Genomic DNA, 18,052 nt, shown 5'->3' on the forward strand with positions numbered 1-18,052 from the left:
TAAATTGACTTTGGACTTAGAACTTAAGGCTTAAGACTTAGCCCTAATTCCCTCCAACCGGGTCGGGCTTAGCCGGATTGGCCGGATCATAAACCGCCACCCCTACCCTCGAATCGGCGCAGCCATAGTACAGGTACCATTTCTTTTTAAAGTAAACCATCCCCTCAATAAACACCGTTCCGTTAACATACTGCCCGCTTTTTTCGAAGGGTTCCATCGGCCGCAAAAAAGGCAGATCAAGTCGGGTGATATTCTTAGACGGATCTTTACTATCAAACAAGGCCTGCCCCGCGCAGTACGAGTTTGGGTTAAACCTGGTATCCCGGCCTTCGGCAGGTTTGTTTTTTCCGTTATAAAATAAAATGATACCCTTGTCGGTCATTAACGCGGGCGGGCCGCACTCGGTAAGGTCGCTGTCGAAAAAGCCGGGGCGTGGCGAGATCAACTGTTTCAATTCCATATCTTTATCTACCACCGGCGCCCAGTCAACCAAATTGGTTGATGTAGCTGCGTATACATGCTGCTCGCCCCAATACAGCCAGTATTTGCCATTTATTTTGATAATCACCTGTTTGCCATTCACCACCTTAGTGAGTATGGATGCTGACTTACTGGCAATATTAAAAAACTTGCCATGGTAAGCCGTTTCAAAAATAGGCCCGTGCTTTTTCCAGTGGATGAGATCAGTAGATGTAGCTACGCCCAGGTGGGGCAGTTTGCGGTTCCATTCGGTATAAAACACAACGTAAGTACCGCCAGGGGTAACGGCCACCCGCGGGTCTTCACAGCCACCGGGCCATTCATAGGGTTTAGCCATATCATTGGCCGGGTAAAGCACCGGGGCTTTTCGCCTTGTAAAATGCAGGCCGTCGCTACTCTCGGCATAACCCAGCCGGGATGTGCGAAAACCGATGCCAATACCAAACTTATCTTCGGCCCGGTATAAAACCACTACCTTGCCATTTTTAACCGCTGCACCAGGATTAAAGGTATCATTGGCTTCCCAGGCCACCGGCTTTTTACTCATCGGGTCAATAAACGTCAGGTTGGTGTCGGGCGAGATAATAGGGTTCAACTTTGCTGGCCTGGCAAAACCGCCGAAAGCCCAGGCTGGCAATACATTGGTTGCGGCTTGCCCAAAACATGCCTGGCTTAACAGCAGCAAAACAAAAGCCCTGGCTATTTTTAAAACTGGTTTCATAAACGGATTATATTGGTTTACAATAGTACGTGGTATTACGGGGAATAAAAATTAAATGTTTGAGGGGGATAGCTATTGGTTAATCCTGATATGTATCGTGTTACATAAGCATCGGCTTTGAACGCTGGCCAAGACTCACCCGCCAGCCCCGACTTCGTCGGGACGGCACCCTCTCTGCTACGCAAAGAGGGGCTTGAAAGCGGGTTATTAAAAGGCTGATAAAACAATTCATCAACTTTCAAGCCCCTCTTTTCTGCGCAGCAGAAGAGAGGGATGTCGGGCGTAGCCTCGACAGGGTGAGTCTTCGCCGCCATATTAAAGCGCCGTTCATACACCTAATAAAATTATAATTCATAACTTTTCTCCCTCACTACGCAAAAAGACAGCGCACTCCCTCTTTTACTTTGTATCATATTACAAAACATCAATAAATAATTATACATTAAGCGGAACGATTTGCGTTACCAAAGCACGCTGGCGCACGGCAAAAGCTACGATGCCAAAAACATGATGCACACCTTCCGCCTGCTTAATATGGCCGAAGAAATAGCCCTGCACCAACAAGTAATGGTAAAACGCAACGACCGTGATTTTTTACTCAAGATCCGCAACGGCGAATTTGAGTTTGATGATCTGATGAAAATGGTTGAAGAAAAAATGGAGCGCGTAAAAGCAGCCTATGAAACATCAAGCCTGCCCGAAAGGCCGGATATAGATAAAACCGAATTGCTTTTGGTGCAGATGAGAGAGGCTTTTTATAAAGGCTGAATTTTAATAAAAATTAAATCGTAGCTTAAAGTGCGAAGAAAATATGGCTATAGATTTTTATGACTTGTTGGACGGGAACAGAAAAAAGATATTATTTGAAATCAGCCAGGATGATTTTGATGAAATTGAATTTGTTTTTTCATATCTCAAGAAAAAAACAGGGGTGTATATAGATGCCTATAGCAAAGGCAGAATTTATAGGGACCATGTTGAGATGCTTGTTTCTTTTATGACCGAAATCATGAATGAATCAGATCCGACCAAAAGAAAAATTCTATCTGAAATAATAGCAAAGTTTAAGACCGTTGATAAGGGATTTTTAACGGAAGGTGATTAAATGCCCCCGGCAGGCAACCCTGTATAATAGGTATAATAGCCCTGAACTATTTGGAATATTATTATTTGCCAACTACCACCCCCGCAAATCACTATATAATTAACATTCAAAACTTGCCTGGCTTAATATCTACCTTATCCTTCAAAGCCCATTTTTCCAGCTTATTCACCAGGTCATCCAGTTTAAATGGCTTGCTTACATAATCGTCCATGCCGGCATCCATACAAATTTGTAAATCGGTTTGCAACGCGTTGGCTGTCATCGCAATAATAAAGGGGCGTTCGGGGAAACGTTTTTTTATTATTCGCGTGGCTTCCAGGCCATCCATTTTGGGCATTTGCACATCCATTAAAATAATATCGAATGTTTTTTTATTAACCAAATCCAGGGCTTCTAATCCATCTGCCGCCAACTCGGCTTCATATCCCAGTTTACTCAAAACCTTCATAATTAATTTTTGGTTCATCTGGTTGTCTTCGGCAACCAAAATATTCAATGGGTACCTTTCCGCAAAATTATCGGGCAGCTTATGTTTGGCCGCATCGGCCTGCAGCGGTTCATTGCCAGTTGGGCTTATATGTTTGCCAAGTTCCTTTACAATGTGTTTATATAGATTATTTTGCTTGGCAGGTTTGGTTAATATCGAACAAAAAAGACCTGGGTTATCTTTATGGAAAATATAACTTATCGAGCTTAAAAGCATTATTGGTAAGTCGGGATACTTAGCACGTATTAAAGTTGCCAGTTCAATTCCATCCATAAACGGCATTTGCATATCGGTAATAACCAACTTAAAATCGTGCTGTTGCGCCAATATATCAAGTGCCTGTTCGCCTGAATTGGCTACTACCGGGCTTAGCTGCCACTGCTCCAGCTGGCCTTTTAAAATCCGGCAATTGGTATCGTTATCATCAACAATTAAAATCTCGCTTTTCTCAAAGCCATTCATACTGTGGGTTATTTGCACAGGGTCTTGCCGTAAACTCCTTTGGGTATGAATATTAAACCTGAAAGTACTCCCTTTATCAATTTCACTTTCTACACCAATCTTACCACCCATTAGCTTCACCAGCTGTTCGCTTATAACCAGGCCAAGGCCGGTACCACCGTATTGACGGGTGGTTGACGAGTCAACCTGCGAAAAGGCTTTAAACAACCGGTGCAGCTTATCGGCAGAAATACCAATACCGGTATCTTTTATCTCAAAGCTTAATTCGATGTGGTCATCTTCTGAAGCATTAAGCAGGTGAACTGCCACATAAATTTCACCTTTTTTGGTAAACTTAATGGCGTTACTTATTAAATTGATCAGGATTTGCCGAAGCCTTAAACTATCGCCAATAATTTGCGCCGGCACATCATAATCAATCTGGTAAACCAGGTCGAGCTTTAAGTGGGCGGCCTTTAAAGCAAAAACGTCAAAAACTTCTTCAATACAGGTACGCAGGCTAAAGTCTTTTTCCTCCAGCTCCATATTGCCCGATTCTATTTTAGAGAAATCTAAAATATCGTTAATTACCGCCAGCAAATCTTCGCCACAGGTTTGTATCGATTCGGTAAAAGTCCGCTGCTCGTCATCCAAAGGTGTTTCGGCAAGTAAGGAAGCCATCCCGATCACCCCGTTCATAGGCGTCCGGATTTCGTGGCTCATGGTAGCCAAAAAGATACTTTTAGCCTTGTTTGCCTCCTCGGCTTCAAGGGCCGATTTTTTTTCCACTTCTATTGCCCGGGCCAGCTGCTCGGTGCGCTCCGCTACCTGCCGTTCAAGCTCGGCTTTCTGTTTTAATATAGAACGTGTGCGGATAATATAAAATGCCGGGCCGCTAGTAATAAAAGCTAAAGCCACAATTAATTTAAACCACCAGGTGAGCCAAAAAGGAGGCGCGATATAAATAGTAATGGCTGTGCCTTTGTTATTCCATTTTCCGTCGTTGTTTGATGCCTTAACCCTGAATGTATATGTACCCGGATCAAGGTTTGTATAAGTGGCCGTCCGCTTATTGCCAACGTAGTTCCAGTCCTTATCAAAGTTATCCAGCTTATAAGCATATTGATTTTTTTCGGGAATGGTATAATTCAGGGCCGCAAATTCAAATGTAAGTACCGAGTGTTTATAGGAAAGATTTATAGCGCTTGTTTCACTGATATCTTTTTGAAGCGGCGAGTTTTTATCGCCAGGGATAACAGGTTTGTTAAAAATCTGTAGCCCGGTTATATAAACAGGAGGAATAAAGTCATTATCTTTTAAACTATCAGGATAAAATGTGCTGAATCCGTTTACACCGCCAAAAAACATTTGCCCGTCTGCCGTTTGAAAACCAGAGTGGCCTTTAAACTCATCGCCCTGCAACCCGTCAGAAATACCATAGTTTCTGATAACTTTAGTTTTGGGGTTAAACCGCGAAATTCCTTTGTTGGTGCTTAGCCAGAAGTTGCCCTTACTATCTTTCAAAATAGTATAGATCACATTATTGGGCAAGCCTTCCCTTTCGGTGTATATTGTAAATGTTTGGCTACGCTTGTTAAAAAGGTTAAGCCCGCCGCCGTTTGTACCTATCCATATTTCACCGTTATCCGTTTCGGTAACCGACTCGATTGTATTGTTTGATAAACTGCGTTTATTCCCCTCATTGTGCCTGTAATGTGTAAAACGGCCGGTTTTAGGGTTTAATATATCCAGACCGTTATCGGTACCTATCCACATATTGCCCTGTTTATCCTGGTATACGGTAGTAACAATATCGCTGCTTACGGTGTTATCATCCTGCGGATTGTTCCTGTACTGTGTAAAGAGGCCCGTTTTTACGTTATAATAATTAAGTCCCCCTTTCCAGGTACCTATCCATATGTTGCCGTCATGGTCTTTATACATATTGTTGATATCTGAAAGGGAAAGGCTACGCGGATTATTTGCCTCGGGCATGTGATGGATGAAAGTTCCCTTCTTTTTATCAAACAGATCAAACCCGCCAATGTGGTAGCCAATGCCTATAAGGTTTTTATCTATTGGTATTATTGCCATTGGATAATTATTACTTATAGTGTTGGTGTTATCATCACTATGCTGGTAATGAACAAAGGTTTTTTTCTTCCGGTTAAATAAGTTGAGGCCACCCCCATCGGTACCAATCCAAATATTTTCGTCACTTCCGTCGCCGGATATGGCCAGCACATTATTATTGCTTAAACTATTGGGATTGTTTGGATCCTGGCTATAGGAGGTGAATTTATTACCAAACGCAGGCAAAAAGTTAACCCCGCCCGAATAAGTGCCTATCCAGGTGTTCCCCGCATCATCCTTATATAAACAGTAAACAGAGTTACTGCTAAGGCTGTAATGATCATTTGCATCAAATTTGTAACAAACAAACTTTTTGGCCGGATAATCGAGCACACTTATGCCGCCATTTTCGGTCCCAATCCACAATTTTCCATTGCTTTCCAACATCGAAAGGATGTCATTGTGGCAAATACTGTTACTATTATTGGGATTGTGTTTAAAATTTATAAATGAATCGTTTTTACTATTATACAACGCCAGCCCGCCGCCATGTGTACCCACCCAAATATTACCCTTGCTATCTTTGTATACGGCTTTTATCCAACTGGCGCCAATACTGTTGCTGTTTGCAGCATCATGAACATAACGGATAAACTTACCGTTTTGGGGATTAAAATGATACAAACCATCATCAGTTCCTATCCATAACCAGCCATTATTATCTTCGGTAACCTGGTATATAAAATCGTTAATTATACCGTTTGTGGCTTTATCTGTATGCGTAAATTGCTTAAATGAACCGTTTGTAGCATTAAATAAATATAAACCCTTACTGGTGCCCAGCCAGATTCTTTTTTTGCTATCCAGAAAAACAGACTTGACGGAGAAAGTTAAATGATTGGAGTAATGAATAAACGTATTTGTCGCCCGGTCAAATCTCTCAAGGCCGCTATCGGTCCCAATCCATAAATTACCGGCGCCATCTTCCATGATAGCCAATACATAATTATCAATAATGGTTGTCTTGTTATTCTGGTCGTGCTTATAATGGGTAAATTTATAACCATCATATTTATTAAGGCCATCTTCGGTACCAAACCACATAAAGCCATGGCTGTCTTTAATAATGGCAGCTACATGGCTTTGGGAAAGACCTTCATTTGTACTAAGCTGTTTGAATTTAAGGTCGCGTGTTTGCGAATAAGATAATCCGGAAAAAAGCTGGTATAAACATGAGATAAAAAGAAATATTCGCCTCATTTTGTTGTATTGATACTTTTATTGCAGATTAATTTATAATTAATTCATTGAAAATTTTAAGTCCAGACAAATATTATCGGTAAAATAATGCTCTTGAGTTGTGGGGGATTGTTTGGTCAGGAATTTATTTTAACAATTCTGCTGCGAACAGGCTGGCACTTAATATCGATAGGCCCTTCTTTAACATTTCTAATCAATCCCGAATTACCCAAAAGATTATTTTCAAGTTAGTTCTGGTTGCTACTCATACGGTGTTTGAGCCAAATAGTTTCATATAATATCATATCAGGCCATTATCAAATTAATTAATTATTTAACTTACAAGCTATTTGCGGTAGGTTGCATTCACATCTTCAACAAAAAATATAAAAAGGCGGGTAAGTTTGAACATTCCGTTAAAACAGGAGCAGCCACCTCCAGGCGTTGCTGAATGGCCTGATAAGAATGAGGTTTATCAAATTAAACAGCTTAAGCTTCCGGCTGTCAGCGTGTGAGGTCATAACAATACTTGAAACAGTGCAGCAAACGGGTGCCTGTTAACCGCCCTAAAGCAGAAAAAAAGCATTAAGTTTTTGTTGCGATGGTTGTTGCTGTTTAATAATATCGCCCGTGTTGGTCATAAACATCAACACAGGCTATTATTATATTGGTTATTTGGCCGGCGCGTAGGCGCCTGTTGTAAGCCAGGTTATCCATGCTTTTTTGAATGCGGCATGGCTCATGGGCGGAAGCTTGCGGCCTTCGCCCGGGTTCCAGCCAGATAATACCAAGCCATCATCCGCGTGTGCTATCAGTTTTTTCAGGTCCTTATGGCCGTTTTGTTTTGGATCTATCAATTGCTTAGCTAATTGACGCGGCGTTCTGCCCTGGAAAATCATCTTCATATCTGCCGGTGGTAAATGCCAGTTGGGGTTACCCGGCGGCGTATGCAGGCCCGGCGTGTTGGTTGGCTGATGACAGTTGGAACACTTCATGGCATAAACGCCCTTGCCATCAGTACCCCTTTGTGGCGACATGGTATGCAAATGGCTATCATCGCCTTGCAGCGGAATGTTTCCTGATGGGTGGCAGTTCATGCAGCGCGCGCTCATTAATACCGTATACACCTGCTTAAAGGCTTTAACAGAGGCAACGCTATCTTTGATGATCACCGGCCCATTGGCCAGTTTAGCTTTGTCGGCCTTAAACGATAGTAGCACCGTTGAGCCTGTGATAAATAAAGTAACACTGATAAAAATTAGTTTTTTCATGCCTGGGTTAGCTTATGGTTCATGATAGGCAAATTATATATCCGTTTACCGGTAGCAGCAAAAATGGCGTTTACAATAGCCGGGGCAGTTGGCGGCACAGCGCATTCACCGGCGCCACCCATTTTCTCGTTGCTGTCTGCAATAAACACATTAATTTCCGGCGACTCATTCATCCGTGCAATGCGGTAATCATAAAAATTGTTTTGCTGTACTTTGCCGTTTTCCAGCGTTATTTCGCCATATAATGCCATGGTAAGGCCAAAAATAATGCCGCTTTCCATTTGCGCTTTCACACCATCGGGGTTAACAGCCAGGCCGCAATCTATGGCGCAATCAATTTTATGTACGCGTACCTGCCCATTGTTTATACTCACCTCGGCAATAATGGCAACATAGCTGCCAAAAGCCTCATGTACAGCAACACCTTTATATCGGCCATGCGGCGCCGGCTTTTCCCATCCGCCCTTATCGGCAACCAGGTTAAGCGCCGCCAGGTGACGAGGATGATCTTTAAGCAACGCACGGCGGTAATCTACCGGGTCGCGGCCTGCGGCGTGTGCCAGTTCGTCCAGCATGGTCTCCATAACATATCCGGTATGGGTGTTCCCTACAGAGCGGAACCAGAGGATAGGTACTACCTCTTTGGTGGTATGCAGCCCTATATAATGATCTGGTATACCGGCAATATAAGGTGAACCTTTAACCCCCTCTACAGACGTATCATCTACCGGGGGTGGCGGGCCAAACATAGGAGCGCCCCCCATAATTGATTGCCCCACAATATTATGTTTCCAGGCAATGGGCAATCCCTGCGCATCTAAACCAACCTTAACATTATGCACACAAAACCCGCGGTAATAACCACCCTTCATATCATCTTCGCGTGTCCATACCATTTTTACCGGCTTACCGCTGGCTTTGGCAATATGAACAGCTTCGGCAACAAAGTCAGATGTTGGCGTAGCCCGGCGGCCAAAGCCGCCACCCAGGAAAGCAACATTTATTTTAACCTGTTCGGGCTTCATACCCAGTATTTTGGCTGCTGCTGCCTGGTCAATACCAGGCATTTGTGTGCCGGTCCATATCTCGCAGCTATCTTTTTGTAGGTTCACGGTACAATTCATAGGTTCCATAGGGGCATGCGCCAGGTATGGAAATACGTATTCGGATGAAACTATTTTACTTGCTTTGGTTAAGCCAGCCGCGGCATCGCCTTTTTGCTGGGCCGCCAACCCGTTGGTAGTTGCCAGTTTTTTATATGATTCTGTTTGTTTAGTGGTGAACAGTTCTGCACCGGCCCCATTATCCCAGGTTACCTGCAAGGCTTTACGGCCGCGCTGCGCCGCCCAAAAATGATTGGCAATTACTGCTATACCTGTGGGGATTTGTACTACCTGTACAACACCGGGAACCGCCATCGCTTTGCTGACATCAAACGATTGCACTTTACCGCCGAAAACAGGCGCGTGCGCCACAACCGCGGTTAAAAGGCCCGGAAACTGGATATCTATGCCAAATTTAGCTTCGCCATTAGTTTTTACAGAGGCGTCCATGCGGCCGGCACCTTTGCCAATGTATTTCCAATCTTTTTTTGGCCGTAGGGGTACCTGCTGGGGCACCGGCAAAAGGGCCGCTTCTGCAGCCAGTTCGCCGTAAGTGTATTTTTTGCCGGCGGCTATAACATGGCCCTTTTCGGTTTTACAGTTTTCTACCACCACGCCCGATCGTTTGGCCGCCGCCTGGGTCAACAATACACGGGCAGTTGCACCGGCATTGCGATACCTGTCAAACTCCGACCAGGTAGAGCTGGAACCGCCGGTTATCTGGATGCCATAAATGGTATGGTTATAGGACTTGCCAACACCACTGTGTTTAACAGTTACCTGGTCAAGGTCTACATCAAGTTCGTCGGCCAGTAGCATTGGCAGTGTGGTCCATATTCCCTGCCCCATTTCCACATGGCTTAGGTATACGGTTATGGTATTATCAGTTGCGATGTTTAAAAAAGCATTGGGCGCGAAACCAGCGTCGGCCGTTGTTTTACCCAGCGCGGCCAGCTTGTTGGCTTGTGGTATGGTAAAAGAAATAAGCAGTCCTCCGCCCAAAATGGTACCCGACTGTAAAAATGCGCGACGGTTCATGATTTTACTCCTTCCCGCTGCATTTGCGCAGCTTTATGTATGGCGGCCCTTATTCGCGGATACGTACCGCAGCGGCAGATATTGCCCGACATGGCATCATCAATATCCTGGTCAGTTGGGTTGGCATTTTCCCGCAGCAATACCGCCGCCGACATCAGTTGGCCCGACTGGCAATAGCCGCATTGCGGCACATCCAATTCGGCCCATGCTATTTGCAACGGGTGGTCATTACCTTTTGAAAGCCCTTCGATGGTTGTTATTTGCTGCCCGGCCGCCCGGCTTACTTTGGTTACGCATGAGCGTACGGCTTCGCCGTTCAGGTGCACGGTACAGGCGCCGCATTGTGCTACGCCGCAGCCAAACTTGGTGCCGGTAAGGCCTGCCAGGTCGCGGATAACCCAAAGCAGGGGCATATCCGGATCGGCGTTCACCACTTGCTGTTTTCCGTTAATAGTAATGGTTAAACTATCCATATTGACAAATTTGGAAGTAAGTTGAAATACAAGATAAAGTTAAGTATCTGAACGTGTTACAGGTTACAATATTCAAACCAAAAGTTACAATATTCAAACAATTGGCGATGAATGGACTGAGGGGGATTGCGTTGTGATAAAAAACTCAGCCTAAATAAATTGCAGTTTTTCTTCCTCCAGATCAAGGTACAACAGGTGCCGACGGATGATTTCTTCGTCAATATTCACATCTTCCTTATTCTTGTTTATCAGCCATTTCCTTTGCAGGTTCAGCACATCGCGGTAAACGGCTTTAGATTCCTCTGTCATCAATAAACCATCAGCTGATTGATCGTTATTTTGCCACTTAAGCGCCATTTGCTGAAGCATTGGCTGCCTGCTCACTTGCTCGCAACAGTTCGAATTTAAATATAGCAGCGCATGCTGGTTTAACTGTTTCCTGATATCGTTGTAAACTTCTTCATCGGGTGCCACTTCATCGGGGTCGGTTAAGTTCAGTTTCCTGATCAGGTAAGGCAAAGTTAAACCCTGCAATAATAAGGTGGTTAAGATGACTACAAATGTGATGAACAAAATAAGGTTCCGCTGCGGAAAAGCCGATCCGTTGGCCAGGTAAACCGGTATCGATAAAGCGGATGCCAATGACACCACGCCACGCATACCCGACCAGCCAATCAAAAAAGGAAGCTTAAAACCCGGGTTTCTCGGATCGGCAACAGTAATAAAATTCCGGGCTACCAGGGTAACCAGCACGGCGGCAAAGGCTGATAAAATGCGCCCGGCAATTAAAACCCCGGTTACCAATAAACCATAACCAATAGCTGTAGCAATGGATACGCGTTCGAGCCCGGCCGTGATTTGGGGCAGATCGAGCCCTATGATCATAAATACCAAACCGTTGAGCACAAAGCTAAGACTGTCCCAAACGTTTAAACCGCCCAGCCTTGAACTGCTGCTCAGGTACCGTAACCGGTAGTTGGATAGCAGCAGGCCGCCACTCACCACAGCCAGCACGCCCGAACTGTGTACGGACTCGGCAGCTATATACATGATATACGGCGTTAACAGCGATAATGCGATATCTGTATTGGTATCGGTTGGCAGGTATTTATGTGTTTTCATAAACATATAGCCAACAATAAGGCCAATGCCTATACCGCCTGCCAGCATCCACACAAAGCTTAAAGCAGCCTGATGCCAAACAAAGCTGCCGGTTGCCACCGCTATCAGCGCAAAGCGGAAAATGATGAGCGAGGACGCATCATTTAAAAGACTTTCACCTTCCAAAACATATGATAGCCGCTTGGGTACTTTTACAAATTTTAAAATGGCCCCCACGCTTACCGCATCCGGCGGCGAAACTATTGCCCCAAGCAAAAAGCCCAGGGCCAGCGTAAAGCCGGGAATAAAATGATTAACAACCAACGCTACCGCCAGCGCTGTAAAAAACACAACCAGGAAGGCAAAACTTCCGATAATCCGCCGCCAGTGCCAAAGCTCTTTCCATGAAATATGCCATGCCGCATCATATAGCAGCGGAGGTAAAAACAAAATAAAAATCAGTTCCGATTCGATATGCAAGGTAGGCAGGCCCGGGATAAAACTGATCCCCAATCCGGCCAATACAAGCAAAACAGGATAGGCAACTTTTATTTTCCTGCTTAGCATGATTAATAATAATATCACAATAACCAAGCATAAATAAAACGGAAAATCGTCCAGCATTTGTACAGGAGTTAAACAATGGACCAATTTATGAAAAATGCCATTGTGATTTATGGCTGGTAAACAATTTCTGTTAACTGGCCGGTCTTAATTGAAAACAGCCAGGCCTCCGTACGTATTTAGTTCAATATAATAAGTTAGCGTTATCTTTAACCGGGCATTTTTATCCCAGTGTTGATTTAAATAGCAGATTGCTGCTTAAAACGACATTAAGAATTTTAAGCCGATATGCGATGACAACCCTTCTGAAAAAAAATATAAACACGCACACCTCCCTTTCGGATGCCGAAATGGAATCGTTCTGTGATTTGTTTCAACATAAAACCATTAAAAAGAAAAGCTTTTTATTACGTGAGGGTGAAGTTTGCAAATTTGAAGGCTTTGTTGTGAAAGGGCTTTTTCGCGTTTATCATATTGATAAAAATGGCTTCGAACAAATACTATATTTTGCAATGGAAGATTGGTGGATAACGGATATTGACAGCTTCACCAATGGTTTGCCATCTCAACTTTATATTGAGGCGCTGGAGGATAGTGAAGTGCTTTTAATTTCTAAAAAGGATAAGGAATTTGCCTACATAAATTTGCCTAAAATAGAGAAGCTGTTCAGGGTGATGACCCAAAAAACACATGTTGCCTTACAACGCAGAATGATTGACAACCTGGGTAAAACCGCCGACCAGCTTTATCTTGACTTTATCGAAAAATATCCGGGCCTGTACCAGCGCCTTTCTAACCTGCAAATAGCTGCCTACCTGGGCATCAGCCACGAGTTTTTGAGTAAAATAAGACGGAAGATTGCCGGTAAGAAATAAGCCTTATTTCATTTATTGAACTTGTTCAATGTTTTTGAGCTGTGGATGATAGCATCTTTACAGCATCATTAAAAACGATAAAATGAAACGCATTATTTATACAATATTCTTAACAATCTTAATTTCATTCAAAATGGACGTACAAGCACAAAGTTTCAAAACTATTGAAACAGGCAGTTTTAAACTCGAGGTTTATAACGCATCAGAAAACAGTTTTGGAGTAGCATCAGTCATCGTATCGGGAAAAACCGACGCGGTTTTAATCGATGCGCAATTTACATTGGAAGATGCCGAAAAGGTTGCCGGCGAAATTAAAAAATCAGGTAAAAAATTAACAACTATTTATGTTTCCCACGGCGATCCTGATTTTTATTTTGGCCTGGAAGTATTCAAAAAATATTTCCCCGAAGTTACCGTTTATGCGGCGCCAGCAACAGTTGAGCATATTAAAGCTACAGCACAAAAAAAATTGGAAATTTGGGGCGAGCGGCTGGGTAAAGGCATTACATCCAACGTTGTTTTGCCGCAGGTATTAAAAGGCAACAGCATCGAACTGGAAGGTGAGAAATTAGAAATTATCGGACTGGAAGAATTTCCTTCCAAAACCTTTGTCTGGATCCCATCGGCCAAAGCGGTTGTGGGTGGCATTAACGTATTTGGAACAACTTTCCATCTTTGGATGGCCGATGCGCAAACAGCCGATGCCCGTAAACAATGGATAAATGTTTTGGATAAAATTGAAGCGCTGCACCCGGCCATCGTGGTTCCGGCGCACGCCAAATCTGAAAGCGCATTTGACCTGAACGCTGTGCAGCATACTAAAAGTTATATCCAGGCATATGAAGAAGTTTTAAAAACCAACAAAACTTCCGAAACATTAATTGCCGCCTTAAAAGCAAAATATCCCGCGCTTACTTTTGACATCGCCTTACAAATAGGCGCAAAAGTAAATACCGGCGAAATGAAATGGTAAAATTAATAATCATGTTAGGCCTGGCGATGCTTTTGGTATGGCCGGCTATTTTTTAAGCAAACAAAAAATGACAAATCTTGAAATTATAAAAAGCACTTACGAAGGCAAAACTTCGGAAGAGAACGGAAAAAACCTGGCCAAATATGTGGCCGATGACCTGGCCTGGACAGAAGCCAAAGGCTTTCCGTATGCCGGAACTTATATCGGTTTGGCAAATGTTGAAAAAAACGTTTTCAGCCGTTTAGGAAGCGAATGGGTAGATTATAAGTTTACGCCCGAAGATTACGTGGCCAGCGATGATAAGGTAGTTGCCTACGGCACGTATACCGGTACGTACAAAATTACCGGAAAATACTTTGAAGCAAGGGTAGCCCACGTTTGGAAATTAAAAGATGGAAGAATTACGAATTTTGAACAGTTTGTTGATAGCCAGCCGGTAAACAATGCCCTAAAATAGCAGGCCAACTATCTGCCATCATTTTTTGGCTACAACAACAGTAGATTTGGATACACCTTACCATTTTCTGCGACGGAACTTTGACCTAACAAAAACATTACGACAATGAAAATTATAGTAACAGGTTCGTTAGGACACATCAGCAAACCGCTCACAGAAATTTTGGTACAACAAGGGCATTCCGTCACCGTCATCAGCAGCAAACCCGAAAAGCAAAAAGACATTGAAGCATTGGGCGCCACCGCGGCCATAGGCTCGCTGGAAGACGCCGTTTTTTTAACAGCCACTTTTGCAGGTGCAGATGCAGTGTACACCATGATACCGCCAGCCAATTACTTTGACCACAACCTTGACCTGGCGGCTTATTGCGACACAATAGCCAATAGCTATGTGGATGCTATTGAAAAAGCAGGCGTAAAACGTGTAGTCCACCTCAGTAGTGTTGGCGGCCATTTGGATAAGGGCTCCGGCATTATCGTTACCCATCATCAGGCAGAAGTTATATTGGGCAACCTGCACGATGTTAACATCACTTTCATGCGGCCAGTTGGGTTTTATTACAATTTATATAGTTTTTTAGCTACCATAAAAAACAAAGGCTTTATCGCGGCGAATTATGGTGCCGATGAAGATTTGATATGGGTTTCGCCTATAGATATAGCCGCCGCGGTAGCCGAAGAATTGCAAGCCCCGGATGGCAGCGGCAAAGTACGGTATGTAGTAAGCGACGAACTTACCGGCAACCAAACCGCAAGTATTTTGGGCGAGGCTGTCGGCATCCCCGATTTAAAGTGGATACTGATTGGCAATGAAGAAATGCAAAGCGGGTTAGAAGCAATCGGCATGAACCCGGCCATTGCCGCTGGCTTAACAGAAATGTTTGCAAGCCAGCATAGCGGCGTATTAACCGAAGATTTTTATCGTAACAGGCCAAAGGTTATGGGCAAAGTAAAGCTGGCAGATTTTGCAAAAGAATTTGCGATTGCCTTTAATCAAAAATAAGTATCTTGTATTATGCCCAATATGCACCCGAGGCGTTTTAAAACCATAAGCGAATTCCACCGGTTTAGGGAATTGCCTAAGCCTGCGCATCCGTTAATCAGCGTGATAAATATGGAAACAGTTGGGCAGGTGCCTGCCGGTGAAATGAGTTTAGTAAAGGATTTTTATTCTATCGCACTGAAAAGGAATTTTAATGTGCGGATGAAATATGGGCAGCATGAATATGATTTTGACGATGGGGTGATGTTTTTCATGGCGCCTGGCCAGGTTTTCAGGATCGAGGTTGAGCCTGATACTACATTAAAACAGTCGGGGTGGATGTTACTGTTCCACCCTGATTTTTTATGGAACACGCCTTTGGCCAAAATTATCAAGCGGTACGAATATTTTGATTATTCGGTAAATGAGGCCCTGTTTCTGTCAGAGAAAGAAGAAACTATAATCACAGGCATCATGCAAAACATTCAGCAGGAATATCAATCAAACATTGATAAATTTAGCCAGGATATCATCATCGCCCAAATTGAATTGCTGCTCACCTACTCCGAACGGTTTTACCAGCGCCAGTTCATCACCCGTAAAATTGCTAACCACAAAATCCTCGACCGGTTGGAAGCCATCCTTTCCACGTATTTAAATAGCGACACCCTTATCCAAAACGGATTACCTACAGTGGCTTACGTTGCCAGTGCATTAAATGTATCGCCCAATTATTTAAGTAGCTTATTAAAAGTATTAACGGGACAAAGCACCCAGCTGCATATTCACGATAAGCTGATAGAAAAAGCGAAAGAAAAATTATCCACCACCAATTTATCAGTCAGCGAAATTGCCTACGAATTAGGATTTGAACATCCGCAATCGTTCAGCAAATTATTCAAGACAAAAACGAATGTTTCGCCTTTAGAGTTCAGGCAGGCGTTTAATTAATCTCAGTAGGTTATATCTGCCTTATGTCCCTATCTCAACTGGCTGCAAAATTTAGCCATCGATTTGGGTGTCATACTCCAGTCAGGAGCTTTAATGCTGCCCCAGGCTTTGGGATTGTCATATAAGTTAAAGTAGCATATGCCAAAAACATGCGGATTGGCATTTATTGTTTTGGCGGCATCGGCAAGCCACTGGTCCTGAAAACTTTCTGGGCCTTTAACGCCAAACTCGGTTATAAATAAAGGCTTATCCAAAAACCTCATCCTGAAATACTTCCGGTTAAATATGGTACTGAATGCTTCCTGCTTATCGGGGTCGGTAATGTTTTTATCGGGCAGGCCATAAATGGCAATACTTATATAATCAACAACATCGCTGCCGGGCCAAAAATCGGCCGATCCTCTGTCGCCCGCGGGGCCCCAAACCTTTTTTACATTTTTGCCAGGCCCGCCGTTAAACTGCATAAAATAACGGTAGGCGGCAATGTAGGTAACCGGGTCCTGGCTTTGCCATGCATAACGGTGAATTGGGATCTCCATTTCGTGCATCCATCGCAAATAAACCGTTTGGCCTGTGGCCGAAATGATGCTGAATAATTTTTTAATCTGCGAATCAAAAGTACCATTCAGTATTCTTTCTAAAGTAAGGGTATCGGCTTTGTGGGCAGCATCTTTCCAGGGTTCCATGGTAACAATAACGTCATGATGCCGGCCGGTAGCCTCCAAAAACTTCTTTTCAAAATCGCCACGTTCTACCTCGCCCAAATCGGTAAATAAATGCTCTGCGCTAATAGCTTTTTGATTAAGCAGTCGTTTATTTGGGTCAAATACACCAACCATCAAGGCTTTCCTTATAGGTTTAATTTTGCAGCTATCTACATAATTACTATCTGAGTATACCGTTTGGCGATATTTGTTCACGTACGCTTTCTCTTCGGCCAACCACGATGGTTGGAACGCACCTTTTGTAATATTCCCAGCATCCGCTATTAATACCGGCTTATTAATAAACCGTAAGCGGTGCAGTTTTTGCCTGATCATTTCCTGTGGCGTTTTAGCAAGCGGATAATAACTAACGCTATATTCGGATTTGCTGCCAAGGGTGATGCTTACATAATCAACATATTTATTGCCAGGCCAGTATTCGGTATCGCCGGGATAGCCAGATGGGGTCCACACCACCTTAGCACTGGGCGCATATTGCTTTAGCTTTTTTGCAAAATAATTAAACGATGTGATATACGACCCGGGCGATTGGTATTGCCATGGATAAAAATTTGTGGGCACTTCCATCTCAGGGTTCCAGCGGATGTATGCCTGGTGCGGCGCTTTTGAAACTATGGAGGCTAATTCACGTATCTGATCATCAAATTCCCCTTTTTTTAATTCTGTTAAAACGTTGGCGTTGTAGTTAACGCCGGATAGCCAGGTTTCTACAGTTAACATTACATCGTGCTTTGCCAGCTCGTTTTCGATGTCGCCTTTGTCTGTCCAATGCGCGGTATTCCGCCAAACAGCCTTGTATGATGCTACGTTACGGGGTTGTGGATCGCTGCCTGCATTGTTAGCGTAAAAAACGGCAACCAAACGCTCATCTGCCGGGTAATAAATATTAAGATAATACGACCGGTACCAGGGGTTAAGCAGCCAAAGGGCCACAACAAGCAATGCAATGCCCAAACCAATAAATAAATAACGTTTTGAACGGGTACTTTTCAAG

General features: G+C 43.7%; 14 protein-coding genes. 7 read left to right on the plus strand and 7 right to left on the minus strand.

Annotation, left to right across the window (positions count from 1 at the left end; genetic code table 11):
* Positions 1 to 43 precede the first annotated feature (43 nt).
* Entirely contained in the window at positions 44 to 1,201 is a 1,158-nt protein-coding gene (locus tag AC1DXF_RS04395) for a glycoside hydrolase family 130 protein (RefSeq protein WP_477446512.1), read from the minus strand.
* Between the two features lie 456 nt (positions 1,202 to 1,657).
* Here AC1DXF_RS04395 and AC1DXF_RS04400 point away from each other — a divergent pair, with 456 nt between their 5' ends.
* Complete coding sequence (locus tag AC1DXF_RS04400) at positions 1,658 to 1,969, plus strand: hypothetical protein (protein WP_477446514.1); 312 nt, start codon at positions 1,658 to 1,660, stop codon at positions 1,967 to 1,969.
* 43 nt (positions 1,970 to 2,012) lie between these two features.
* On the plus strand, positions 2,013 to 2,306 hold the full coding sequence (locus tag AC1DXF_RS04405) for a hypothetical protein (RefSeq protein WP_477446516.1): 294 nt from the start codon (positions 2,013 to 2,015) through the stop codon (positions 2,304 to 2,306).
* Between the two features lie 106 nt (positions 2,307 to 2,412).
* Here the strand turns inward: AC1DXF_RS04405 and AC1DXF_RS04410 are convergent, their stop codons facing one another.
* From AC1DXF_RS04410 to AC1DXF_RS04430, 5 genes are all read right to left on the minus strand, one after another.
* Complete coding sequence (locus AC1DXF_RS04410) at positions 2,413 to 6,567, minus strand: two-component regulator propeller domain-containing protein (protein ID WP_477446518.1); 4,155 nt, start codon at positions 6,565 to 6,567, stop codon at positions 2,413 to 2,415.
* A gap of 650 nt (positions 6,568 to 7,217) precedes the next feature.
* On the minus strand, positions 7,218 to 7,817 hold the full coding sequence (locus AC1DXF_RS04415; protein WP_477446520.1) for a hypothetical protein: 600 nt from the start codon (positions 7,815 to 7,817) through the stop codon (positions 7,218 to 7,220).
* Positions 7,814 to 9,958 carry a xanthine dehydrogenase family protein molybdopterin-binding subunit gene (locus tag AC1DXF_RS04420; protein ID WP_477446522.1) on the minus strand — a complete coding sequence of 715 codons (2,145 nt, stop codon included), beginning with the start codon at positions 9,956 to 9,958 and terminating at the stop codon, positions 7,814 to 7,816. The genes AC1DXF_RS04415 and AC1DXF_RS04420 overlap by 4 nt, the downstream gene beginning before the upstream one ends.
* Positions 9,955 to 10,431 carry a (2Fe-2S)-binding protein gene (locus tag AC1DXF_RS04425; protein ID WP_477446524.1) on the minus strand — a complete coding sequence of 159 codons (477 nt, stop codon included), beginning with the start codon at positions 10,429 to 10,431 and terminating at the stop codon, positions 9,955 to 9,957. Before AC1DXF_RS04425 ends, AC1DXF_RS04420 begins: the two co-directional genes overlap by 4 nt.
* Positions 10,432 to 10,581: 150 nt before the next feature.
* On the minus strand, positions 10,582 to 12,156 hold the full coding sequence (locus tag AC1DXF_RS04430) for a Na+/H+ antiporter (protein WP_477446526.1): 1,575 nt from the start codon (positions 12,154 to 12,156) through the stop codon (positions 10,582 to 10,584).
* Between the two features lie 233 nt (positions 12,157 to 12,389).
* Here AC1DXF_RS04430 and AC1DXF_RS04435 point away from each other — a divergent pair, with 233 nt between their 5' ends.
* The 5 genes from AC1DXF_RS04435 to AC1DXF_RS04455 all read left to right on the plus strand — a co-directional run bounded on the left by AC1DXF_RS04435 (position 12,390) and on the right by AC1DXF_RS04455 (position 16,333).
* Positions 12,390 to 12,971 (plus strand): Crp/Fnr family transcriptional regulator, encoded by a 582-nt coding sequence (locus AC1DXF_RS04435; protein ID WP_477446528.1) that lies wholly within the window; start codon positions 12,390 to 12,392, stop codon positions 12,969 to 12,971.
* A 133-nt stretch (positions 12,972 to 13,104) separates the two neighbouring features.
* The gene (locus tag AC1DXF_RS04440; RefSeq protein ID WP_477446530.1) at positions 13,105 to 13,944 is read left to right on the plus strand and encodes an MBL fold metallo-hydrolase; all 840 of its coding nucleotides are present in this window, start codon (positions 13,105 to 13,107) and stop codon (positions 13,942 to 13,944) included.
* A 67-nt stretch (positions 13,945 to 14,011) separates the two neighbouring features.
* A complete protein-coding gene (locus AC1DXF_RS04445) occupies positions 14,012 to 14,401 on the plus strand; it encodes a nuclear transport factor 2 family protein (RefSeq protein ID WP_477446532.1) in 390 nt (129 codons plus the stop codon).
* 105 nt (positions 14,402 to 14,506) lie between these two features.
* Positions 14,507 to 15,403, plus strand: a complete 897-nt coding sequence (locus AC1DXF_RS04450) for an NAD(P)H-binding protein (RefSeq protein WP_477446534.1) — start codon at positions 14,507 to 14,509, stop codon at positions 15,401 to 15,403.
* Between the two features lie 12 nt (positions 15,404 to 15,415).
* The gene (locus AC1DXF_RS04455; protein ID WP_477446536.1) at positions 15,416 to 16,333 is read left to right on the plus strand and encodes a helix-turn-helix domain-containing protein; all 918 of its coding nucleotides are present in this window, start codon (positions 15,416 to 15,418) and stop codon (positions 16,331 to 16,333) included.
* A 29-nt stretch (positions 16,334 to 16,362) separates the two neighbouring features.
* Here AC1DXF_RS04455 and AC1DXF_RS04460 read toward each other — a convergent pair whose 3' ends face one another.
* The gene (locus tag AC1DXF_RS04460) at positions 16,363 to 18,051 is read right to left on the minus strand and encodes a hypothetical protein (protein WP_477446538.1); all 1,689 of its coding nucleotides are present in this window, start codon (positions 18,049 to 18,051) and stop codon (positions 16,363 to 16,365) included.
* Position 18,052 lies beyond the last annotated feature (1 nt).

It is taken from the genome of Mucilaginibacter sp. P2_A5, from assembly GCF_056404995.1.

What these genes read in the sequence shown, in the direction of transcription:
- AC1DXF_RS04395 (WP_477446512.1), bottom strand. Translation starts at nt 1,201, where the DNA reads ATGAAACCAGTTTTAAAAATAGCCAGGGCTTTTGTTTTGCTGCTGTTA.
- AC1DXF_RS04405 (WP_477446516.1), top strand. Translation starts at nt 2,013, where the DNA reads ATGGCTATAGATTTTTATGACTTGTTGGACGGGAACAGAAAAAAGATA.
- AC1DXF_RS04410 (WP_477446518.1), bottom strand. Translation starts at nt 6,567, where the DNA reads ATGAGGCGAATATTTCTTTTTATCTCATGTTTATACCAGCTTTTTTCC.
- AC1DXF_RS04415 (WP_477446520.1), bottom strand. Translation starts at nt 7,817, where the DNA reads ATGAAAAAACTAATTTTTATCAGTGTTACTTTATTTATCACAGGCTCA.
- AC1DXF_RS04420 (WP_477446522.1), bottom strand. Translation starts at nt 9,958, where the DNA reads ATGAACCGTCGCGCATTTTTACAGTCGGGTACCATTTTGGGCGGAGGA.
- AC1DXF_RS04425 (WP_477446524.1), bottom strand. Translation starts at nt 10,431, where the DNA reads ATGGATAGTTTAACCATTACTATTAACGGAAAACAGCAAGTGGTGAAC.
- AC1DXF_RS04430 (WP_477446526.1), bottom strand. Translation starts at nt 12,156, where the DNA reads ATGCTGGACGATTTTCCGTTTTATTTATGCTTGGTTATTGTGATATTA.
- AC1DXF_RS04435 (WP_477446528.1), top strand. Translation starts at nt 12,390, where the DNA reads ATGACAACCCTTCTGAAAAAAAATATAAACACGCACACCTCCCTTTCG.
- AC1DXF_RS04440 (WP_477446530.1), top strand. Translation starts at nt 13,105, where the DNA reads ATGGACGTACAAGCACAAAGTTTCAAAACTATTGAAACAGGCAGTTTT.
- AC1DXF_RS04445 (WP_477446532.1), top strand. Translation starts at nt 14,012, where the DNA reads ATGACAAATCTTGAAATTATAAAAAGCACTTACGAAGGCAAAACTTCG.
- AC1DXF_RS04450 (WP_477446534.1), top strand. Translation starts at nt 14,507, where the DNA reads ATGAAAATTATAGTAACAGGTTCGTTAGGACACATCAGCAAACCGCTC.
- AC1DXF_RS04455 (WP_477446536.1), top strand. Translation starts at nt 15,416, where the DNA reads ATGCCCAATATGCACCCGAGGCGTTTTAAAACCATAAGCGAATTCCAC.